Origin of the sequence: Mesorhizobium sp. Mes31, assembly GCF_024519675.1 — a bacterium.
Lineage (GTDB): Bacteria > Pseudomonadota > Alphaproteobacteria > Rhizobiales > Rhizobiaceae > Mesorhizobium.
This window is the reverse complement of sequence record NZ_JALJRL010000002.1, coordinates 188,858-206,993: the sequence shown is the minus strand read 5'-3', so window position 1 is coordinate 206,993 and position 18,136 is coordinate 188,858. Positions and strand designations below refer to the sequence as shown.

Below are 18,136 nucleotides of genomic sequence, written 5' to 3'. Positions count from 1 at the left end.
ATCTATCGGTATTTCCGACGCTCGGCGAGCCGTCGTTTCGGCCGTCAGTTGGTCAGGCCGATCTCGCGCATCTTGACGTACACGATCTCATCGGGCTCGCCGGTCTGCGGCAGCCCGAACAGCGACTGGAATTCCTTGATCGCCGCCTTGGTGCGGGCGCCGACGACGCCATCAAGCTGCATGTCGTCATTGCCGAATGCCTTGAGTCCGGCCTGGATCTTGACGATGCGGGGATCGGGTCCCTGCGTTGAGGCATTCGCCTGGGCGGCATTCGTCTGCCCTGTCTGCCCGGTATTCGTCTGCAGGGACACCGGAACGGCGGCCGGCGTATCCGGGCGTGGTTGCGGTCTCGGCACGACGGAAGCAGTTTTCGGCGTCGCGCCCAGTTGATCCAGCAGCAGCGCGTCGATCTCGCCGGACGCGTTGAGCCCGACCTTCTGCTGATAGGCCTGGATGGCCTTGCGCGTGTTGGGTCCGGAAATGCCGTCGACCGTGCCGGAATAGAAATCGAGATCCTTCAGTATGCCCTGCACCTGCTCGACCACCGGATCAGCCTTGACCGGCGCCGGCGAAGCACCTGGCCGCACGATGTTGAATGTCGTCTCCGGTTCGTCGGCAACCGCATGCGGAAAACCCTGGATGCTGCGCGTCGCGAAGAACGCGCCGGCATGCGGGAAAGGCTGGTACCACAACGCATTCGCGGAAACGTAGAACAGCGTCACCAGGAATGCCGTCGACCCGCCCACCAGGACAGGATTGCGCGAAATCATGCCACCGACCGCGACCGCGCCATCCTGAAAGGCGTTGCTGCGGCGCTTGACCGCCTTAGGCTGTTTTGCGGAGCGAGCCATTTCTGTCCTCTTTCCCCATGGCCAACGGCATCGTCAGCACTCCGGCCTTCTCCGCCGGGCGCCCCTTCGGTCCGTTGACCGGCAGGCTGATGGTGACCGTGGTGCCCTCGCCCGGCATGCTCTCGATGGACATCGTGCCGTCGTGCAGCGCCACCAGGCCCTTCACCAACGAAAGGCCGAGACCCGTCCCCTCGAAACGGCGGGTATAGTCGTTCTGGATCTGCATGAACGGCTTGCCGAGATTGGCGAAATCCTCTTCGGCGATGCCGATGCCGGTGTCCCTGACCCAGAAATGCAGACGCGAGCCGATCCGCTTGGCGCCTATGACGACATCGCCGCCCTCGGGAGTGAACTTGATCGCATTGGAGACGAGGTTGATGAGCATCTGCTGCACGGCACGCCGATCAGCATTGATGTCGCCCGCATCCGGCGCGATCTGCGCTTGCAGATCGATGTTTTTGGCCTGCGCCTGCAGCCGCATCATGGACTGGCACATGTCGACCGCTTCCGAGAACCGGAATGGCTCCGGCTCGGTCGCGTAGACGCCCGATTCGATCCTGGACACGTCGAGTATCGAGGTCACGACAGCAAGCAGGTGCTGGCCCGAATCCCTCACCAGGCCGACATATTCCTTCTGGCGCGGATCCTTGAAGGCACCGAACATCTCGTGCAGCAGCATATCCGAGAAGCCGATGATGGCATTCAGCGGCGTGCGCAATTCATGGCTGACCACCGCCAGGAAGCGTCCCTTCGCCACCTCGGCGGACGCGGCCGCCTCATTGGCCGCCGCGAAATCCTCACGCAGCCGGGCGATCTCGTCATTCTCGCGCAGCACAAGCGTGAAGACGTCGACCTCCTCGTCGCCCCGCACCAGTTCAAGCGAGAACGGCCGATAGTTGTCGGCCGCCTGGCCGTTGCCATTCTGAGGCAGCCTGATGCGCAATTCGAGCCGGCGCGACAACGCACCATCGCGCATATCGGCCAATGCGCTGAGATAGGAAACGCGATCCGACAGGTGGATGCGGTCGAAGAGGCCGTTTCCCGACAGCAGTTCAGGCGGCAGCTTCAAGAGCGTGCGCGCCTTCGCGGAAGCGTCCAGCACTTCACCATGACGGGCGACGCGCAGGACCACCGCATCGATGATGTCTTCGAGCCGGTCGGCCGTGTCCACGACATCCGCCGCGCCAGCCGTGTCGCGAAGCGCCGAAATGCGCGGGACCAGCGTGAGCGCCCAGGCCAACGGCACCAGCCAGTGCCATGGGGCGATCTGCGCCCCCGCGAACGGGAACACGGCAACGGCCAGAGGCTGAACCAGAATGGCGACCGCCGCCGACACGGCTCCCCACAGCGCCGCGCGCCGCGAGGCGCCAATCCACCAGGCTTCGAACGGCAGCGCCACGACAAGCATGGCGACAGGAGAGCTCAGTCCACCGGCGGCGGCGATCAGGCTGCCAAGAGCAAGGCCGGCAATCGCCAGGGCGACCTGAGCCGCCACAGCCATCTTGCCGGTCGCCGCCACCAGCAAGGCGATGAACCAGCATAGACCAAAGGCCGCAAAGATGGCGGCTACGGTGACAGCGGCGCCCATGCCCGAAGTGACCAGCGTGACCGCGGCCCCCGCGGCAAAGAAAGGAGAAGCCAGCATGACGCCGATGAAGCGGCGCTGGCGCTCGCGGTCGCTCTGCCCAACAATGGACGGATGGACCATACGTTCGCAACCAGCGGCCATTGCGCCAGGCAATTCAACGTATCTGGCCTTTATTGAACTCAACTCAATGCACTCGCACTCGTCGTGGACAGCTCTGCTTTGCAGATTGTTCTGGTTGGTTCTGAAATTCGCATCCAGCGTTTAAGGAATGGATAAGGCAGGGCCGACCAAGGCCCGGCCTGCGGCAAATATCGGAATGACGGCGGCCGAAAGCCCGGGCAAATGCAGCCATAGTAAACGGAGGGTTATTCGGTGACGCGGCCAGTCCCTCGATGAAAGCTCGCGCCGGCGCCCTGCCATTTTGCAGAAAACCATTATGAAACAGATGGATAGATGGTTTCTGACAGGTGAAGAAGATCATTCGGATCTGAATCAAATCGATTGCAAAACGGTTCGTTTCGAATTTGCCTAAAATTTGAGGAAAATTCTCGCTTTGCCTGCAAGCCGTCCTTTGCGGCTGTGTGCCAATATCCCGCCTACAAAAGAGGTCATGCCATATGGATGCATGATCCGGTCACGACGAGAGGCAAGGCATGTTCTTCCTGATAAGAATGGCTTTCTGGTTTTCGCTGGTGTTGCTGGCGCTGCCACTGAGTGTCGGTTCCGACGAGTCGGGACACGAAAGCGTTGGGCCGATCCAGGCCTTGTTCGCGGCACGTGAGGCAGTTGGCGACATCGCCGGCATTTGCGAGCGCAAGCCCGATGTCTGTGAAACCGGCAAGTCGGCGATGCACACCATCACCGCCCGCGCCAAGGAAACAGCCAAGATCGCGGCCGCGATGCTGGACGACAAATCCGCCGCGGGTCCTGACACGACGACGACCGGCAGCGTGCCGGAGGAAATCGTCCTGCCCGAGACAGTCAACTTGCCTGCGCAGAATTGAGCCGTCTCGACGGCGCACCGCGGGTTGTCTGCCCTCTCGACACCCGCGGTGTTCTTGTTTTTTCCGTGACGCGGCACTGCTGCGTGACTATATCCGAGTGATGACGACCACGATCCAGACGATCCGCGACGACTTCTCGTTCCTTGAGGATTGGGAAGACCGCTACCGCTATGTGATCGAGTTGGGCGAGGCGCTGCCGCCATTTCCGGACGAGGAGCGCAACGCCGCCAACAAGGTGCCGGGCTGCGTCAGCCAGGTCTGGCTGACCACCGAACAGGGGCCGGGAACCGATCCCGTCATCACCTTCACCGGCGATTCCGACGCCCATATCGTGCGCGGACTGGTCGCGATCATGCTGGCGCTGTTTTCCGGAAGGACCGCCAGCGAGATAGAGAAAACCGACGCGGAAGCCACATTGAGGGAACTCGGCCTCGACGAACACCTTTCGCCGCAGCGCGCCAATGGTCTTCGCTCGATGGTCAAGCGCATCAAGCGTGACGCCGAGGCAGCGCTCAAGCAGACCGCCTGACCACCCGCCGGGTTCGGCCCCTTCACCCCGTCCTGCCGACCGCCTTGCAAAATCAAACGGCGCCCGAAGGCGCCGTTGCGATCGATCCTATCTGGCAAGCAGCGATCAGCGCGCTTTGCGCTTGCGGCCGAGACCCATCTTCTTGGCAAGCTGGGACCGGGCTGCGGCGTAATTGGGAGCAACCATCGGATAGGTCGGTTCGAGATTCCACTTCTCGCGATACTGGTCGGGCGTCAGGTCATAGTGGGTCATCAGATGGCGCTTCAGCGACTTGAACTTCTTGCCGTCTTCGAGGCAAACGATGTAGTCGTCATGAACCGAGCGCTTCGGGTTGACGGCCGGCTTTTGCTTGTCGGCAGGCGGCTGTTCGGCGGTTCCGCCCACGCGCCCAAGCGCGGCATGGACATCGGCTATCAGGTTCGGCAATTCTCCGACCGGCACGGGATTGTTGCTGACATAGGCGGCCACCACATCGGCGGTCAACTCGATCAGCGCATCGCTGTTTCTGGACGGTGTTTCGACAATATCCATGGTCTTCAGGCCCCAACAGGAGTTACTTTGGTCCGCGCCCTTTTTTAACAGACAGGGCATAGCACGAATTTTGTGCAGATAGAATTTCTGCGATTCGTGTCGCGGGCACATCAATGAGCCCGCGGACCAAGTAAGTCAATTCTCCTGTTACGATATATTGCACGATGTAGATCAATTATTCGCGGATCAGCTTCAATCTTTCGTGCACCATGTAATTTCTCGATATTTCCCCCGCCAAACGAGCAACGGCTGACGTTAGGTCAGCTATGCGTTACATTCGCGATAACTCACTAAGCAAGTTTCAATGCTTGATTTTGCTTGGTCATCGCGCGGGCAACCTTGGTTGCTCGCAACTCTCGACAAAACCACAGGTTGCCGCACGTCCGTCGCAGGCAGCAACCAGGCGACATGCCTGCGGGGCCAATCAATCAATAAGGGGCGATGTACTTGCCATAGGCCCAGCCGGTCACGAAGTCACCGTTCTTGGCCGGATCATGCCAGACTTCGCACCAGCGATAGCGAACCTTCTGTTCCTGCTGCCACGCGGGTTGATTGGCGATGTCGAGCAGATTTACCCCACCGGTGCATCGTCCAGTCATCTGCAGAACGGTCCCGTTCGGGTATGCCGCCTGTTTCTGGGATGTCCCCGAGGGATATTTGCGCACATTGAGCGTGTCGCCGAACGGCACATTGGCCACTTGCCAACCCGCGAATACGGTCGCATGAGACTGGCCGACAGAAGCCAGAGTCAGCGAAGCAACGGCGAGAGCCGCAGCAATCCGAGAACAAATCGTCATCATCTCTCCTCCCGGCCCATCTCCTGGAGCCTACACGACCGATAGGCTGCGGCTCTTGAACCCGCGCTGATCGACGTGTTCATTCGCCATTCAAGATACTTCCAAAGCGAGACGCAATGACCAAGACTTCCGCATTTCCGATCGTCAGCCCGCCAGCACCCGAGAAACGGCCGGTGTCCGACACCCACCACGGCATCACGCGAACCGATGACTATGCCTGGCTGCGGGCCGACAACTGGCAGGAGATGTTCCGCGATCCGTCCTTGCTCGATGCCGGGATTCGCGCAGAACTCGAGGCCGAGAACGCCTACCAGTCGAAGCTGATGGCCGACACGGTCGAACTGCAAAAGCAGCTTTTCAAGGAAATGAAGGGCCGCATCAAGGAAGACGATTCTTCCGTACCGATGAAGGATGGCCCCTATGCCTATGGTTCATCCTTCAAGCTCGGCGGCGAGCAGCCGCGTTATTTCCGCATGCCGCGCGATGGCGGTGTCGAACAGATCCTGCTCGACGGCGACGCCGAGGCCGAGGGCAAGGCGTATTTCCGTCTCGGTGGCGTCGATCATTCAGCCGACCATCGCAAGCTGCTATGGGCATTCGACGACAAGGGCTCAGAGTTCTACACGCTGCGTGTGCGCGACCTTGCCGCCGGAAAGGAACTTGCGGATCAGATCCCCGACACAGGCGGCTCAGGCGTCTGGAATGCCGGCGATAACGGCTTCTTCTACACCCGCCTCGATCCCAATCATCGCCCGTCAAAGGTGCTGTTCCATGCGCTTGGCGACAGCCCCGACCGCGACCGGCTGATCTACGAGGAGACCGACCCCGGCTTCTTCATGAATGTCGGCGGCACGCGTTCCAACGAATGGATCATGATCGGCATCAACGATCACGAGACTTCGGAATATCGCCTGTTGAGCGCCAGCGATCCGTTTGCGGAACCCAAGCTGGTCTCGCCGCGCGAGATTGGGCTTCAGTACGACCTGGAAGAAGGCGGCGACATCTTCTTCATCCTGACCAATGCCGACGGCGCCAAGGATTTCAAGATCATGACGGCGCCGGCGAGCGATCCGGTCCGCGCCAACTGGCAGGAGCTGGTGCCGCACGAGCCGGGCCGACTGATCCTGTCGGTGATCGGCTTCAGGGACCACATGGTGCGGCTCGAACGCAAGGAGGGCCTGCCGCGCATCGTCGTGCATGACCGCAAAAGCGGCGAGGAGCATCATCTGTCTCTCGACGAGGAGGCCTTCTCGCTCGGCCTGTCGGGCTCCTATGAGTACGACACCGACATCATGCGCTTCTCCTACTCGTCGATGACGACGCCGGCGCAGGTGTTCGACTACAATATGCGCACCCGCGAGCGGGTGCTGCTGAAGACCCAGGAAGTGCCGTCCGGCCACGACCCGGACCACTACGTCACGAGGCGGCTGATGGCGCCTGCCGCCGATGGCGAACTGGTGCCGATCTCGCTTTTGCACCACCGCGACACGCCGCTGGATGGATCCGCCCCTTGCCTGCTCTACGGCTACGGCTCCTATGGCATCACCGTGCCGGCCGCGTTCAACACCAACTGGTTCTCGCTGGTCGACCGTGGTTTTGTCTTTGCCATCGCGCACGTCCGCGGCGGCAAGGACAAGGGCTATGGCTGGTACGACGACGGCAAGCGGGAGAACAAGATGAACACGTTCACCGATTTCATCGCTGTCGCGCGCCATCTGGTCATGGAACGCTACACGTCCCACGACCGCATCATCGCACAAGGCGGTTCGGCCGGCGGCATGCTGATGGGCGCCATCGCCAACATGGCGCCGGAAAGCTTTGGCGGCATCGTCGCCGAGGTGCCCTTCGTCGACGTGCTGACCACCATGCTTGACGCCAGCCTGCCGCTGACGCCGCCGGAATGGCCGGAGTGGGGCAATCCGATCGCGTCAGCCGATGACTACCGGACGATCGCCGCCTATTCGCCCTATGACAATGTCGCGGCGCTCGACTATCCGCCGATCCTGGCGCTGGCTGGCCTCACCGACCCGCGTGTCACCTATTGGGAACCGGCCAAATGGGTAGCGCGGCTGCGCGAGCGCAAAAGCGGCAGCAATCCGGTGCTGTTCAAGATCAACATGGATTCCGGCCATGCCGGCGCATCCGGCCGGTTTTCCAGGCTGGAGGAAATCGCCTATACTTATGCCTTCGCGCTGAAGGTTGCAGGCAGGGCGCATCTTGCAGGAGAAACCCGGAAATGATCGATCTGGCCACCTTGATTGCCTACATCGCCGTTGTGCTTGGCTTTGTCTTCATTCCAGGTCCGGCCACGCTGCTGACGATCGCCCGGGCAACGAGTTCGGGAACGAAGGTGGGGATCGCGACCGGTGCCGGGATCGCCGCCGGCGACGTGTTTCACACCGTCATGGCAATGGTCGGCATCTCGGCGGTCATCGCCACGTCGGCGACGCTGTTCGGCATCATAAAGTACATCGGCGCGGCCTACCTCGTGTATCTCGGCATCCGGGCGATCATCGAGAAAGCGCCGGTCGATCCGGCTGCTGGGTCCCTTGCGATATCCGCGGGCAAGGCATTTCAACAAGCCGTCCTTACCGAGATACTCAACCCCAAGACCGCGCTTTTCTTCCTCGCTTTCCTGCCGCAGTTCGTGCGACCTGAGAACGGATCGGTGATGCTCCAGTTGATGACATTGGGGGCGATCTTCGTTCTGCTGGGTCTTTTCAGCACGGTCGTTTTTGCGATGAGCGCGGGTAGGCTCGGCACGTTCCTGCGTCGAAATCCGACCGTGCTGAAGTGGCAAGGCAAGGTTGTCGGCGGCATCTATTGCGCGTTGGGTGTCCGTCTGGCGCTGCAACAACGCTGATCCGCCGTTTCCTGTCCAAGGTCGCATGGCTGCCGGTCCGGTAGAATGGTTGCAAAGCCGTCCCGCCGTGTTCTTCAGAGGATATATGAGGTCATGAAGTTTTGATTTGCGCATGATCGTTTCCGAAGCTTCAGTTCGGGCCATGCGCCGTGATTTTCCGCTCGCAATTGCGATAGTCGCGCGCTACCCAATGCGCGGTTTTTTTCAAAAGCCGCGCCGCCCAATCATCAATCTCGCAAGGGTCTGCCATGCTGCTCGTCGACGTCTATCTCGACAAATCGCCCATCCAGGGCATCGGTGTCTTTGCCAAGAACCGCATTGCCCGCGGCACGCTGATCTGGAAGCTCGATCCCAGGTTCGACCGGCTCATCAAGGTCGAGACCTACGAAGGCGAGACCGGGCCGGTGAAGGGCTATCTTGACCGCTATTCCTATCCCGACCGGCGCGACCCGAACTACATCGTCTTCGAAGCCGACGATGCGCGTTACATGAACCACGACGACGATCCGAATTGCGATGTCTCCTCGCCCGAGGAGACTTATGCATTGCGCGACATCTTGCCCGGCGAGGAATTGACCTGCGACTACAATCATTTCTTCGAAACCGGCTTCGATTTCCTCGGCGACCGTCACCCGTAATCGAAAATCAGTTCGCCGTCTTCTTGCGAGCCGGGTAGCCGTTGGGATGCGGCGGTATGGCCTTCAGATAGGCGGCGATCGCCGCGCGATCGTCCGGAGTTAGCTCGGCCATGTTCTTTTGCACATCGACCATGGCACCGCTCGCGGAATCGAACTCCGGCGTAAAGCCGGTTTCGAGATAGTTGGCGATGTCGGCTTCAGACCATTTTCCGATGCCGCCCTCGCCCGAAGTGATGTTCGACACGATACCGTTGCCTTCAGCCGCCGCCGCGCCAGCCAGCCACTCGCTCTTCCTGGTGCCGCCGGTGAAGGCGCGCGGCGTGTGGCATTCGCCGCAGTGGCCCGGTCCCTCGACCAGGTAGCGGCCGGCCATCACCGGATCCGGCGTGCCATCAGAGAAAGCGATCACCGGCTCCTTGCTCAAATAGAGCCGTTTCCACAAGCCGAGACCGCGACGGATGTTGAAGGGAAAACTCAACGAGTGACTTGGCGCCTTGCCGGCAACCGCCGGAAGCGTCTTCAGGAAGGCGTAGAGATCGGCAATGTCGGCGGGCCTCATGCGTGCGTAGGACGGGTAGGGAAACGCCGGGTAGAAATGCTCGCCTGAAGGCGAGACGCCCTTCAGCATGGCATTGGCAAGGTCTTCCACCGACCAGGCGCCGATGCCATCCTTGGCGTCCTGCGAAATGTTGGGCGGCACGAAGGTGCCGAACGGCGTCTTGAGTTCGAGGCCGCCGACCAGCTGAAGTCGGGCATCACCCTGGGAACCAGGCTTGGCATGACATGACGTACAGCCGCCGGCATTGAAAATGCGCTTGCCCCTGGCGGCATCGCCGGGGCCGAGTTGCGCCAGGGTTTCAGCGTCGAGCTTGACCGGCGCCGACAGCAGCCATCCGGCAACAGCACCGACGCCACCCAGGATGAGGGCGGCGCCGACGAGTTTTTTCAGCAGGGGCATAGCCCGCGATCAGCCTTTTTTGATCCTGTAGGTCTGATGGCAGGTGCCGCAATCGGAGCCAATGGTGTCGAACTGCGTCTTCAAGGCGTCGACATTCGCTGGCGCGGCAGCGACCGCAGCCTTGACGTCAGCGAGATACTTGGCGTGAACCGTCTTGAAGCCTGCCATGTCTTCCCAGATCTTGGGAGCGGCCGTGGTGTCGCCAGCGTCGCTGCCAGCCGGGAAAAGAGCGTCAATATCCAACTTCTCGGCATTCGCCTGAAGCGCCTGCAACGCCGTCAGCACCGCCGCTGCCTCGAAGGGCTCCTGGCCGTTGACCACTTTCGACAATCCGCCGGCAATCTTTCCACGTTCCTTCATCAGAGCCTGCCGATCGAGGATCGGGTCGGCAAAAGCCGCCGAACCGAAGAGGCCGAGCATAGAGATGGCGATGACAAGCTTTCTCATTCAATTGGCTCCATGATGAAGGGGACAGAACGATAACGGCCAGGACGGCGTGAATATTCCCTATTGATTGCCGGATTTTGCCGGGCGCGATTTTGCGGCGACCGCCCCGACGCTGAAAAAGAAAAGCCCCGGCGTGCCGGGGCTTTTCCGCAAATCGATCAGGCCTTGGCCTTTTCGTAAAGCTCGAGGACATGGTCCCAGTTGATCAGGCTGTCGACGAACGCTTCGAGATATTTCGGGCGGGCGTTGCGATAGTCGATGTAGTAGGAATGTTCCCAGACATCGACGCCGAGGATCGGCGACGCGCCATGAACGAGCGGGTTTTCGCCATTCGGCGTCTTCGAGATCGCCAGCTTGCCGTCCTTGACCGAAACCCAGGCCCAGCCTGAACCGAACTGCGTCGTGCCGGCGGCGATGAAATCGGCTTTGAACTTGTCGTAGCCGCCGAGATCGCTGTCGACCGCCTTCTGCAGGGCACCCGGCAATTTGTTGCCGCCGCCGCCCTTCTTCATCCACTTCCAGAAATGGATATGGTTGTAGTGCTGGGCGGCATTGTTGAACAGGCCGGCATTCTTGCCGAACGACTGCTTGACCACCTCTTCGACCGACAGGTCGCCCATGCCAGCCTCGGCGGCCAGCTTGTTGCCGTTGTCGACATAGGCCTTGTGGTGCTTGTCGTGGTGGTATTCCAGCGTCTCTTTCGACATGTAAGGCTGCAAGGCCTCGTAGTCGTAAGGCAGAGCGGGCAATTCAAAAGCCATGGATGGTACTCCCTCGTGGAAAAATCCGGTGTCGATACCGGATTAAGATAGGTCTGGATTGAGCTGGAACAACTCCGGAATGAAGCGCCGGTTCCCTTTCTAAGCGGGTTGCGGAAAACTGTCACACGGTTTTCCGCAACGAAGCACGCAGCGACAAAAGGCCCAGCCGGACGCGTCAGCCAGTCGGCGTCGAATGCGCCCAATCCCAATAGAGCTCGCGCGCCTTCTTGGCCACCGGCCCCGGCTGCAGATTACGATCCTCGATACGCGTGATCGGCACCACCTTGGAATGGTTTCCGGTCGAAAAAATCTCGTCCGCTTCGAGGAAATCGCGCACCGACAGCGTCTTTTCAGTCGTCTTGAACCCATACTCGCCAAGCAGCGTCATCGTTCGCGAGCGGGTGATGCCCGACAGGAAGGTGCCGTTCGGCGCCGGCGTGAAGACATGGCTGTCCTTGACCAGGAAGATGTTCGAAGTCCCGGTCTCGGCGACGTTGCCCAGCATGTCGAGCACCAATGCATTGTCAAAACCACGCATCTTGGCTTCGAGAATGGCACGGCCGTTGTTGGGATAGAGGCAGCCGGCCTTGGCGTTGGTCGGCATGGTTTCGATGGTCGGGCGCCGGAACGGCGATACGGTCACCGAAAAGCCGGTGGGTGGGATCATCGGCGATTCATAGAGGCAAAGGCAAAAGCGGGTCGATGCGGGATCGGCCGGCACGCCCATGTAGCCGCCATGCTCGGCCCAGTACATCGGCCTGATGTAGACGGCTGTCTTGCCCTCGAACTTCTTCAACCCATCCCACGTCAGCCCGACGATCTTGTCGGCGGTCATGGACGGCTTGAGGCCGAGCGCAATCGCCGAAGAATTCACCCTGGCGGCATGGAGCTCGAGGTCCGGCGCCACGCCTTCGAACCAGCGGCCGCCGTCGAACACGCTGGTGCCAAGCCACATGGCGTGGCTGCGCGGCCCAAGAATGGCGACATTGCCCTCGTACCAATCACCATCGACGAAAGTCCATGTCGCGGATTGTGCCGCTGTCGCCAGTGTCATCGCGTTGTCCCGTCTCAATCGGTCTCGTATGACAGCCATTGGAAGATGCTTTGGCGGGCGGCGTCAACCGGCATCGAGGAGTTTTGTTGAGGCCAGCGACAGGCACGGCACAATCAAGGCTTGCACCTCGCCTCACCTCGCCCCAAAACTGTTGCCATGCAATACGCCACCTATGTTTTCGACGCTTACGGCACTTTGTTCGACGTGCATGCGGCCGTGCGCCGCCATGCCGATCAGATCGGACCAGACGGCCAGTTGCTGTCCGAGATCTGGCGCGCCAAGCAGCTCGAATATTCCTGGGTGAGGACGCTGATGGGCGCCTATGCCGATTTCTGGCAACTGACCGAGCAGGCGCTCGATTTCGCCTTGCGCAAGGTCCCCTCGGCCGATCCCAGCCTCAAGGCAAAACTGCTGGACGCTTACTGGCGGCTGGATTGCTATCCCGAGGTGCCGGCCGTCCTCAAGGCGCTCAAGGCTTCTGGAGCAAGACTGGCGATCCTCTCCAACGGCTCGCCGGAAATGCTCGAGGCAGCGGTGAGGTCCGCCGCGCTCGACCAGGTCTTGGACGATGTCTATTCCGTCGATGCGGTGCGGCGGTTCAAGACCGACCCCTCGGTCTACGACATGGTCACCACCAGCCAGCGCCTCTACCCGGGCGCGGTGTCCTTCCAGTCCTCCAATCGCTGGGACATCGCAGGCGCCACCAAGTTCGGCTTCCGCACGGTATGGATCAACCGTTCCAACCAGCCCGAGGAATACCGGGATTTTCCACCAGCCTTGATCCTTCCAACCCTCGAAGCTCTGGTGTCCGGCAGTTAGCTGTGGCCCCGGCGCCACAGTGGCGGCTCAGTCACAGCTTCGCCTTTCTTTGTCCACCTTCAGGCCAGAATCGGAACGGCCTATCGCGCCGGGTGTTGTAAGGCACCCGCGCGGCAGCCAGCGTATTCACGCTTTGTTGCGATTTGAGACCTAAAGAAGGCAACCATGTCCACAACCGAAATCGAATCCTATCGCCTGAGCCGTCGCGGCTTCCTGAACGCCGCTGCATTGGGCGCCGCTTCGATCGCGGTTTCCGCATGCGCCACCACCGGACCGGGACCAGTCGAGCCGCCGCCGCCAACCTATGTCGAGCCGCCGCTGCCCGACTATGCGACGATGTACGCGGCCGTCAGCGATGGCGGTTTCGACCTTCCGGCCATACCGTTCGAGAAGATCGATCCACAGTACCTGCGTCAGATCGTTCCCGATCCGACGGGACAGAAGCCAGGCACGCTTATCGTCGACACGACCGGGCACCACCTCTATCTCGTGCGCCCAGGCGGCCAGGCCATCCGCTATGGTGTCGGTCTCGGCCGCGCCGGCTTCGAATGGTCCGGCGACGCCGTGGTCCAGTGGAAGCAGAAATGGCCGAAATGGACACCGCCGGATGAAATGATCGCTCGGCAGCCGGAACTGAAGCCGTACAGCGCCGACAATGGCGGCATGCCCGGCGGGCTGAAGAATCCGCTCGGTGCGCGGGCGCTCTATCTTTTCCAGGGCAACGTGGACACGCTCTATCGCCTGCATGGCTCGCCGGAATGGAAATCGATCGGCAAATCGGTCTCGTCCGGCTGCGTTCGCTTCATGAACCAGGACATCATCGATCTCTATGATCGCGTGCCCTCCAAGAGCCCGGTCATCGTCACCGCCGACATCGGTCAGGCCATGGTGGCGACGGCCAACCGCAAGGCCATCCCGATCGATGCCGGCGTGCCGGAGGGATCGGTGCTTCTCGGGCCGCTAAAAGAGGTCACCAACTCGATCTTCTGATCTGGTTGAAGCAAGAGCGGCCTCTTGCCGCTCCTTCATCGGATTGTTTCTGAAACGGTGTCGATTTTCCGTCAGGCGCGCGCCTGCGCACCTGGTTTTGGCGCGCCATGCGGCTGGAATGCCATAACCCGTAGCGCCCCCAAACTGTGCCTGCCATTGCGAGCCGGACCTAACGGACATCGTGAAACCAGCCGGCCTCGGAGGCCGGTCTGTCGCGTGACGCCCCACTACGATATTCTCGGGCGATGAAACTCAGCCAGAGTATACGGTTCTGCACGTCCGAGGACGGTACCCGCATCGCTGTCGCATCATGCGGGGAGGGAAAGGTGATCGTGCGGGCGGCGCACTGGTTGAGCCATGTCGACTATGACCTCGAAAGTCCGGTTTGGCGGCCGTGGCTCCAGGCCCTTTCGGCCCGCAACCAGTTCGTGCGCTACGATCCACGCGGCTGCGGTTTATCGGATCGCCATGTCGCCGACCTCTCGATCGAAGCGTGGCACGCGGACCTGGACGCCGTGACGGCGACCATCGAGCAGCCAAGCTTCGTTCTGCTGGGTCTATCGCAAGGCGGCGCTCTCAGCATCGCATACGCACTCCGGCATCCTGAACGGGTGTCGCATCTGGTGCTCCTGAACGCCTATGGTCAGGGTGCGAGGGTTCGAGCGCGGACCGAGGCCGAACGGTTGGAAGCCGAAACACTTGTCAATTTCGTTCGCATTGGCTGGGGGCGCGAAAATCCTGCGTTCTGCCGGTTCTTCACCAATCTCTTCATCCCGGACGGAACACCCGAACAGCATCGCTGGTGGGGCGATCTGGAGCGCGTGACGGCAAGCGCTGACGTAGCCGCCCGCCTGCTCTGGCAGATGCAGGGGATCGATGTCCTGGACTTCGCGGCAAAACTCCGCGTGCCGACGTTGATCGCGCATAGCCGCGGGGACATGCGCGTGCCGTTCGATGAAGGCTGCAAGCTTGCTGCAGCGATCCCTGGAGCGCGCTTCCTACCGCTTGAAAGCAAGAATCACGTTCTCCTGCCGACCGAGCCAGCCTGGTCTGTGTTCCAGGACGAACTTGATGATTTCCTCGGACACGCCCGGCCCAGGCAGCCGCGCGCAATCCGCGAGGCCGCCCTGACACCAGCCGAGGCGGCGCTTCTGGATCTTGTCAAAGAAGGGCTCGACAACCGTGCGATCGCGCAACGCCTTTGCAAAAGCGTGAAGACCGTGCGCAACCAATTGTCGATGATCTTCAGTAAGCTCGGCGTGCATAGCCGATCGCAGGCGATCGTGATGACGCTGTCCGACAGAGAGCGAGCGCCTCGGCCCGATTGAGATCGTCGCAGGCCACAGATGCGGGACATCTGTCCCTGCTTTTTGCTCGATTTCCTTGCCTGCGCGGGACCATCGCATCATGCCCATCCCCACCGGGTGTCTCATCCTTGGATCGACGGGACTACAAGCCGTCCGAAGATCCGGAGGAACCCAACATGACACAACTCGATGAAACCACGCTCAATGAACTGGTAGGACGCATCCTGGGCGACCTTGGCGGTGCAGTCAGTGTACCGTTGGTTCGAATCGGAGATGCGCTGGGCCTGTACAAGACGCTCAAGGAGATCGGGCCGGCGAAGGCCGACGAACTTGCCGATGCCGCAGGATGCGCGCGCCGCTATGTTCGCGAATGGCTGTCGGCGCAGACAGCGTCAGGCTATGTGCACCATGAACATGGGCGGTTCTCGCTGACGCCCGAGCAGTCATTCGTATTCGCGGAACCCGACAGCCCGGTCAATCTGATTGGCGGGTTCGAGACCGCGGCCGCCATGGTCGAGAACCAGCCAAAGGTGCAATCGGCCTTCAAGACCGGGCGTGGCGTTGCCTGGGGCGATCAAGCAGGTTGTCTGTTCTGCGCCGTGTCACGCCTGTTCCGGCCGGGCTATGTCAATGCGCTGGTGAAAGAGTGGCTGCCTGCGCTTGACGGCGTCATCGATAAATTGAAGGCGGGTGCGTCGGTGGCCGACGTCGGGTGCGGGCACGGGGTATCGACGGTCCTGATGGCGCAGGCATTTCCCGACTCCCGATTCATAGGTTACGACTTCCATCCTGCCTCGATTGCCGCCGCGACCGCGCACGCCCGGTCGCACGGGCTGACGAACCTGGATTTTGAGGTCGGCCGGGCGCAGGACTTTGGCGGGCGCGACTTCGATCTGGTCACTTGCTTCGACTGCTTGCACGATATGGGCGATCCAAAGGCCGCGGCGGCGCATATCCGCAATTCGCTGAAAGACGGCGGCACCTGGATGGTCGTCGAGCCCATGGCAGGAGACACTCTGGAGGAAAATATCAATCCGGTCGGGCGGCTTTATTACTCGGCCTCGACCATGATCTGCGTTCCCACATCGCTGGCACAGGAAACGGGCCTCGCGCTTGGCGCACAAGCGGGGGAGAATCAGCTGGCCGAGGTGATCCGGTCAGGTGGTTTCTCTCATGTCCGGCGGGCTGCCCAGACCCCGCTCAACATGGTGCTCGAAGCGACCTGACGAAGAAAGGGCCGGTTCGGGTCCCTGCCTCGAACCGGCCCTGCGAACCAGCTGTCCCAATACCTCAACGGCCGGATTGGCGCAGAGCGCCTTGCGCAGCCGCCTATCCGGCCGGCGGCACCGCTCCCAGCCACGGCATTTCGCCAGAGCGATACCCCTACCTCAGGTGACCCCCTCACCTGCCCCTGGACAGGCTGCCCAGTATCCCGCGCACGATGGCGCGTCCGACAGACGAGCCAACCGAGCGCACCACCGACTTGATCGCCGCCTCGGCCACGGTCTGGCGATTGGACGGCCTTGCCGCCGGCGCGCGCCTGCCACCTGATTGAGGCGCCGGATCGTCGTTGCCGAATCCGGGAATGGTCCAGCGCGAGCCGCCGCTGCCGGCCTGCTGCGCCTGTTCTTCGGCGTCCTGCGCCTCCTTGGCCTTTTTCTGCAGCATCTCGAAAGCCGATTCGCGATCGACGACCTGGTCATACTGGCCGGCAACCGGGCTTTCCTGGATAAGCTTGCGACGCTCGTCGGGCGTGATCGGCCCCAGGCGCGAGGACGGCGGGCGGATCAGCGTCCGCTGCACCATGGACGGAACGCCCTTGGCCTCGAGTGTCGAGACCAGCGCCTCGCCGGTGGCGAGCTGGGTGATGGCGGTCATGCAGTCGAAATCGGGATTTGGCCGGAACGTCTCGGCCGCGGTCCTCACCGCCTGCTGCTCACGCGGCGTATAGGCGCGCAGCGCGTGCTGCACACGGTTGCCGAGCTGGGCCAGAACCTTTTCAGGGATATCCAACGGGTTTTGCGTGACGAAATAGACGCCGACGCCCTTCGAACGGATCAGGCGGACGACCTGTTCGACGCGGTCGACCAGCACCTTCGGCGCTTCGTCGAACAGAAGGTGCGCCTCGTCGAAGAAGAACACCAGCTTCGGCTTGCCCGGGTCGCCGACTTCCGGCAGCACTTCGAACAGCTCCGACATCAGCCACAGAAGGAAAGTCGCGTAGAGCCGCGGATTCATCATCAGCTTGTCGGCGGCAAGCACGCTGATGGCGCCGCGTCCGTCGCGCGTGGTGCGCATGATGTCGGAGATCCGCAGGGCCGGCTCGCCGAAGAAGTGCGCGGCACCCTGCTGCTCGAGGACCAACAGCGTGCGCTGGATGGCCCCCACTGAAGGCTTCGTCACATTGCCGTAGCGCGAACCGATCTCGTCGGCGCGCTCGGCGATGTTGGCCAAGAGCGCCTGCAGGTCCTTCATGTCGAGCAGCAGCATGCCTTCCTCGTCCGCCAGGCGAAAGGCGATGTTCATGATGCCTTCCTGCGCCTCGGTCAGGTTCATCAGGCGCGACAAAAGCAACGGCCCCATTTCCGAGACGGTGGCGCGGATCGGATGGCCCTGCTCCCCGAACAGGTCCCAGAAGATCACTGGAAATTCCTGAAAATCATAGGGGTCTAGCTTGATCTGTTCGGCGCGCTTGACGAGGAAATCCTGTGCCGTGCCCATCATGGCGATGCCGGACAGGTCGCCCTTGATGTCGGCGCAGAACACCGGCACGCCGGCATTGGAAAAACCTTCAGCCAGGATCTGCAAGGTAACGGTCTTGCCGGTACCTGTAGCGCCGGTCACCAGGCCGTGGCGGTTCCCGTACTGCAGCAACAGCTGCTCGGCACGCTGGTAACTGTCGTCCGGCTTGCGACTGGCGCCGATGAAAATACTGGTGTCGTCAGCCATATGTCCGGTCTCCACAAAGTGATGTCTTTAAAGCCAGTGGCCCTGTCGCT

The 18,136-nt window shown here is 61.5% G+C and carries 18 protein-coding genes; 9 read left to right on the top strand and 9 right to left on the bottom strand.

All coding sequences use genetic code 11. The features are described from left to right. Positions 1–44: 44 nt before the first annotated feature. The gene (locus NR193_RS03620; protein ID WP_256749512.1) at positions 45–851 is read right to left on the bottom strand and encodes a peptidoglycan-binding protein; all 807 of its coding nucleotides are present in this window, start codon (positions 849–851) and stop codon (positions 45–47) included. After that, positions 826–2,559: a PAS domain-containing sensor histidine kinase gene (locus NR193_RS03615; protein ID WP_256749511.1), complete on the bottom strand. Its 1,734-nt coding sequence runs from the start codon at positions 2,557–2,559 to the stop codon at positions 826–828. Before NR193_RS03615 ends, NR193_RS03620 begins: the two co-directional genes overlap by 26 nt. A gap of 533 nt (positions 2,560–3,092) precedes the next feature. Here NR193_RS03615 and NR193_RS03610 point away from each other — a divergent pair. Together NR193_RS03610 and NR193_RS03605 are read left to right on the top strand one after the other, a co-directional pair. Next, positions 3,093–3,443 (top strand): DUF5330 domain-containing protein, encoded by a 351-nt coding sequence (locus tag NR193_RS03610; RefSeq protein ID WP_256749510.1) that lies wholly within the window; start codon positions 3,093–3,095, stop codon positions 3,441–3,443. A 100-nt stretch (positions 3,444–3,543) separates the two neighbouring features. Beyond that, the gene (locus NR193_RS03605) at positions 3,544–3,972 is read left to right on the top strand and encodes a SufE family protein (RefSeq protein WP_256749509.1); all 429 of its coding nucleotides are present in this window, start codon (positions 3,544–3,546) and stop codon (positions 3,970–3,972) included. Positions 3,973–4,077: 105 nt separating this feature from the next. On the opposite strand, the gene NR193_RS03600 is transcribed toward NR193_RS03605, so the two are convergent. Both NR193_RS03600 and NR193_RS03595 read right to left on the bottom strand, forming a co-directional pair. Next, complete coding sequence (locus tag NR193_RS03600; protein ID WP_256749508.1) at positions 4,078–4,503, bottom strand: MucR family transcriptional regulator; 426 nt, start codon at positions 4,501–4,503, stop codon at positions 4,078–4,080. A gap of 428 nt (positions 4,504–4,931) precedes the next feature. Further along, the gene (locus tag NR193_RS03595) at positions 4,932–5,300 is read right to left on the bottom strand and encodes an SH3 domain-containing protein (protein ID WP_256749823.1); all 369 of its coding nucleotides are present in this window, start codon (positions 5,298–5,300) and stop codon (positions 4,932–4,934) included. A gap of 116 nt (positions 5,301–5,416) precedes the next feature. Here NR193_RS03595 and NR193_RS03590 point away from each other — a divergent pair, with 116 nt between their 5' ends. From NR193_RS03590 to NR193_RS03580, 3 genes are all read left to right on the top strand, one after another. Next, positions 5,417–7,540, top strand: coding sequence for a S9 family peptidase (locus NR193_RS03590; protein ID WP_256749507.1), 2,124 nt, complete (start codon positions 5,417–5,419; stop codon positions 7,538–7,540). Beyond that, positions 7,537–8,163: a LysE family translocator gene (locus NR193_RS03585; RefSeq protein ID WP_256749506.1), complete on the top strand. Its 627-nt coding sequence runs from the start codon at positions 7,537–7,539 to the stop codon at positions 8,161–8,163. The genes NR193_RS03590 and NR193_RS03585 overlap by 4 nt, the downstream gene beginning before the upstream one ends. A 248-nt stretch (positions 8,164–8,411) precedes the next feature. Continuing rightward, positions 8,412–8,801 (top strand): SET domain-containing protein, encoded by a 390-nt coding sequence (locus tag NR193_RS03580; RefSeq protein WP_256749505.1) that lies wholly within the window; start codon positions 8,412–8,414, stop codon positions 8,799–8,801. A 7-nt stretch (positions 8,802–8,808) separates the two neighbouring features. On the opposite strand, the gene NR193_RS03575 is transcribed toward NR193_RS03580, so the two are convergent. The 4 genes from NR193_RS03575 to NR193_RS03560 form a co-directional block, all read right to left on the bottom strand. After that, on the bottom strand, positions 8,809–9,759 hold the full coding sequence (locus NR193_RS03575) for a cytochrome c (protein ID WP_256749504.1): 951 nt from the start codon (positions 9,757–9,759) through the stop codon (positions 8,809–8,811). Positions 9,760–9,768: 9 nt separating this feature from the next. Then, entirely contained in the window at positions 9,769–10,206 is a 438-nt protein-coding gene (locus tag NR193_RS03570) for a cytochrome c (protein ID WP_256749503.1), read from the bottom strand. Positions 10,207–10,364: 158 nt separating this feature from the next. Continuing rightward, positions 10,365–10,967 (bottom strand): superoxide dismutase, encoded by a 603-nt coding sequence (locus tag NR193_RS03565; protein WP_256749502.1) that lies wholly within the window; start codon positions 10,965–10,967, stop codon positions 10,365–10,367. Positions 10,968–11,142: 175 nt separating this feature from the next. Next, positions 11,143–12,021, bottom strand: a complete 879-nt coding sequence (locus NR193_RS03560) for a branched-chain amino acid aminotransferase (protein WP_256749501.1) — start codon at positions 12,019–12,021, stop codon at positions 11,143–11,145. Positions 12,022–12,177: 156 nt separating this feature from the next. Between NR193_RS03560 and NR193_RS03555 the strand changes: the two genes are divergently transcribed. The 4 genes from NR193_RS03555 to NR193_RS03540 all read left to right on the top strand — a co-directional run bounded on the left by NR193_RS03555 (position 12,178) and on the right by NR193_RS03540 (position 16,363). Further along, positions 12,178–12,840, top strand: coding sequence for a haloacid dehalogenase type II (locus NR193_RS03555; protein WP_256749500.1), 663 nt, complete (start codon positions 12,178–12,180; stop codon positions 12,838–12,840). Between the two features lie 165 nt (positions 12,841–13,005). Continuing rightward, the gene (locus NR193_RS03550) at positions 13,006–13,830 is read left to right on the top strand and encodes a L,D-transpeptidase (RefSeq protein ID WP_256749499.1); all 825 of its coding nucleotides are present in this window, start codon (positions 13,006–13,008) and stop codon (positions 13,828–13,830) included. 245 nt (positions 13,831–14,075) lie between these two features. Continuing rightward, on the top strand, positions 14,076–15,158 hold the full coding sequence (locus tag NR193_RS03545) for an alpha/beta fold hydrolase (protein WP_256749498.1): 1,083 nt from the start codon (positions 14,076–14,078) through the stop codon (positions 15,156–15,158). Positions 15,159–15,313: 155 nt separating this feature from the next. Continuing rightward, positions 15,314–16,363, top strand: coding sequence for a class I SAM-dependent methyltransferase (locus NR193_RS03540; protein WP_256749497.1), 1,050 nt, complete (start codon positions 15,314–15,316; stop codon positions 16,361–16,363). A gap of 175 nt (positions 16,364–16,538) precedes the next feature. Here NR193_RS03540 and NR193_RS03535 read toward each other — a convergent pair whose 3' ends face one another. Next, on the bottom strand, positions 16,539–18,086 hold the full coding sequence (locus NR193_RS03535) for a helicase HerA-like C-terminal domain-containing protein (RefSeq protein WP_256749496.1): 1,548 nt from the start codon (positions 18,084–18,086) through the stop codon (positions 16,539–16,541). Between the last annotated feature and the right edge of the window lie 50 nt (positions 18,087–18,136).

Excerpts from the sequence above, each read along its gene's own strand:
- NR193_RS03610 (WP_256749510.1), top strand. The coding sequence starts at position 3,093 with ATGTTCTTCCTGATAAGAATGGCTTTCTGGTTTTCGCTGGTGTTGCTG.
- NR193_RS03570 (WP_256749503.1), bottom strand. The coding sequence starts at position 10,206 with ATGAGAAAGCTTGTCATCGCCATCTCTATGCTCGGCCTCTTCGGTTCG.
- NR193_RS03620 (WP_256749512.1), bottom strand. The coding sequence starts at position 851 with ATGGCTCGCTCCGCAAAACAGCCTAAGGCGGTCAAGCGCCGCAGCAAC.
- NR193_RS03545 (WP_256749498.1), top strand. The coding sequence starts at position 14,076 with ATGAAACTCAGCCAGAGTATACGGTTCTGCACGTCCGAGGACGGTACC.
- NR193_RS03580 (WP_256749505.1), top strand. The coding sequence starts at position 8,412 with ATGCTGCTCGTCGACGTCTATCTCGACAAATCGCCCATCCAGGGCATC.
- NR193_RS03615 (WP_256749511.1), bottom strand. The coding sequence starts at position 2,559 with ATGGTCCATCCGTCCATTGTTGGGCAGAGCGACCGCGAGCGCCAGCGC.
- NR193_RS03555 (WP_256749500.1), top strand. The coding sequence starts at position 12,178 with ATGCAATACGCCACCTATGTTTTCGACGCTTACGGCACTTTGTTCGAC.
- NR193_RS03560 (WP_256749501.1), bottom strand. The coding sequence starts at position 12,021 with ATGACACTGGCGACAGCGGCACAATCCGCGACATGGACTTTCGTCGAT.
- NR193_RS03590 (WP_256749507.1), top strand. The coding sequence starts at position 5,417 with ATGACCAAGACTTCCGCATTTCCGATCGTCAGCCCGCCAGCACCCGAG.
- NR193_RS03565 (WP_256749502.1), bottom strand. The coding sequence starts at position 10,967 with ATGGCTTTTGAATTGCCCGCTCTGCCTTACGACTACGAGGCCTTGCAG.
- NR193_RS03605 (WP_256749509.1), top strand. The coding sequence starts at position 3,544 with ATGACGACCACGATCCAGACGATCCGCGACGACTTCTCGTTCCTTGAG.
- NR193_RS03585 (WP_256749506.1), top strand. The coding sequence starts at position 7,537 with ATGATCGATCTGGCCACCTTGATTGCCTACATCGCCGTTGTGCTTGGC.
- NR193_RS03535 (WP_256749496.1), bottom strand. The coding sequence starts at position 18,086 with ATGGCTGACGACACCAGTATTTTCATCGGCGCCAGTCGCAAGCCGGAC.
- NR193_RS03600 (WP_256749508.1), bottom strand. The coding sequence starts at position 4,503 with ATGGATATTGTCGAAACACCGTCCAGAAACAGCGATGCGCTGATCGAG.
- NR193_RS03595 (WP_256749823.1), bottom strand. The coding sequence starts at position 5,300 with ATGACGATTTGTTCTCGGATTGCTGCGGCTCTCGCCGTTGCTTCGCTG.
- NR193_RS03550 (WP_256749499.1), top strand. The coding sequence starts at position 13,006 with ATGTCCACAACCGAAATCGAATCCTATCGCCTGAGCCGTCGCGGCTTC.
- NR193_RS03575 (WP_256749504.1), bottom strand. The coding sequence starts at position 9,759 with ATGCCCCTGCTGAAAAAACTCGTCGGCGCCGCCCTCATCCTGGGTGGC.
- NR193_RS03540 (WP_256749497.1), top strand. The coding sequence starts at position 15,314 with ATGACACAACTCGATGAAACCACGCTCAATGAACTGGTAGGACGCATC.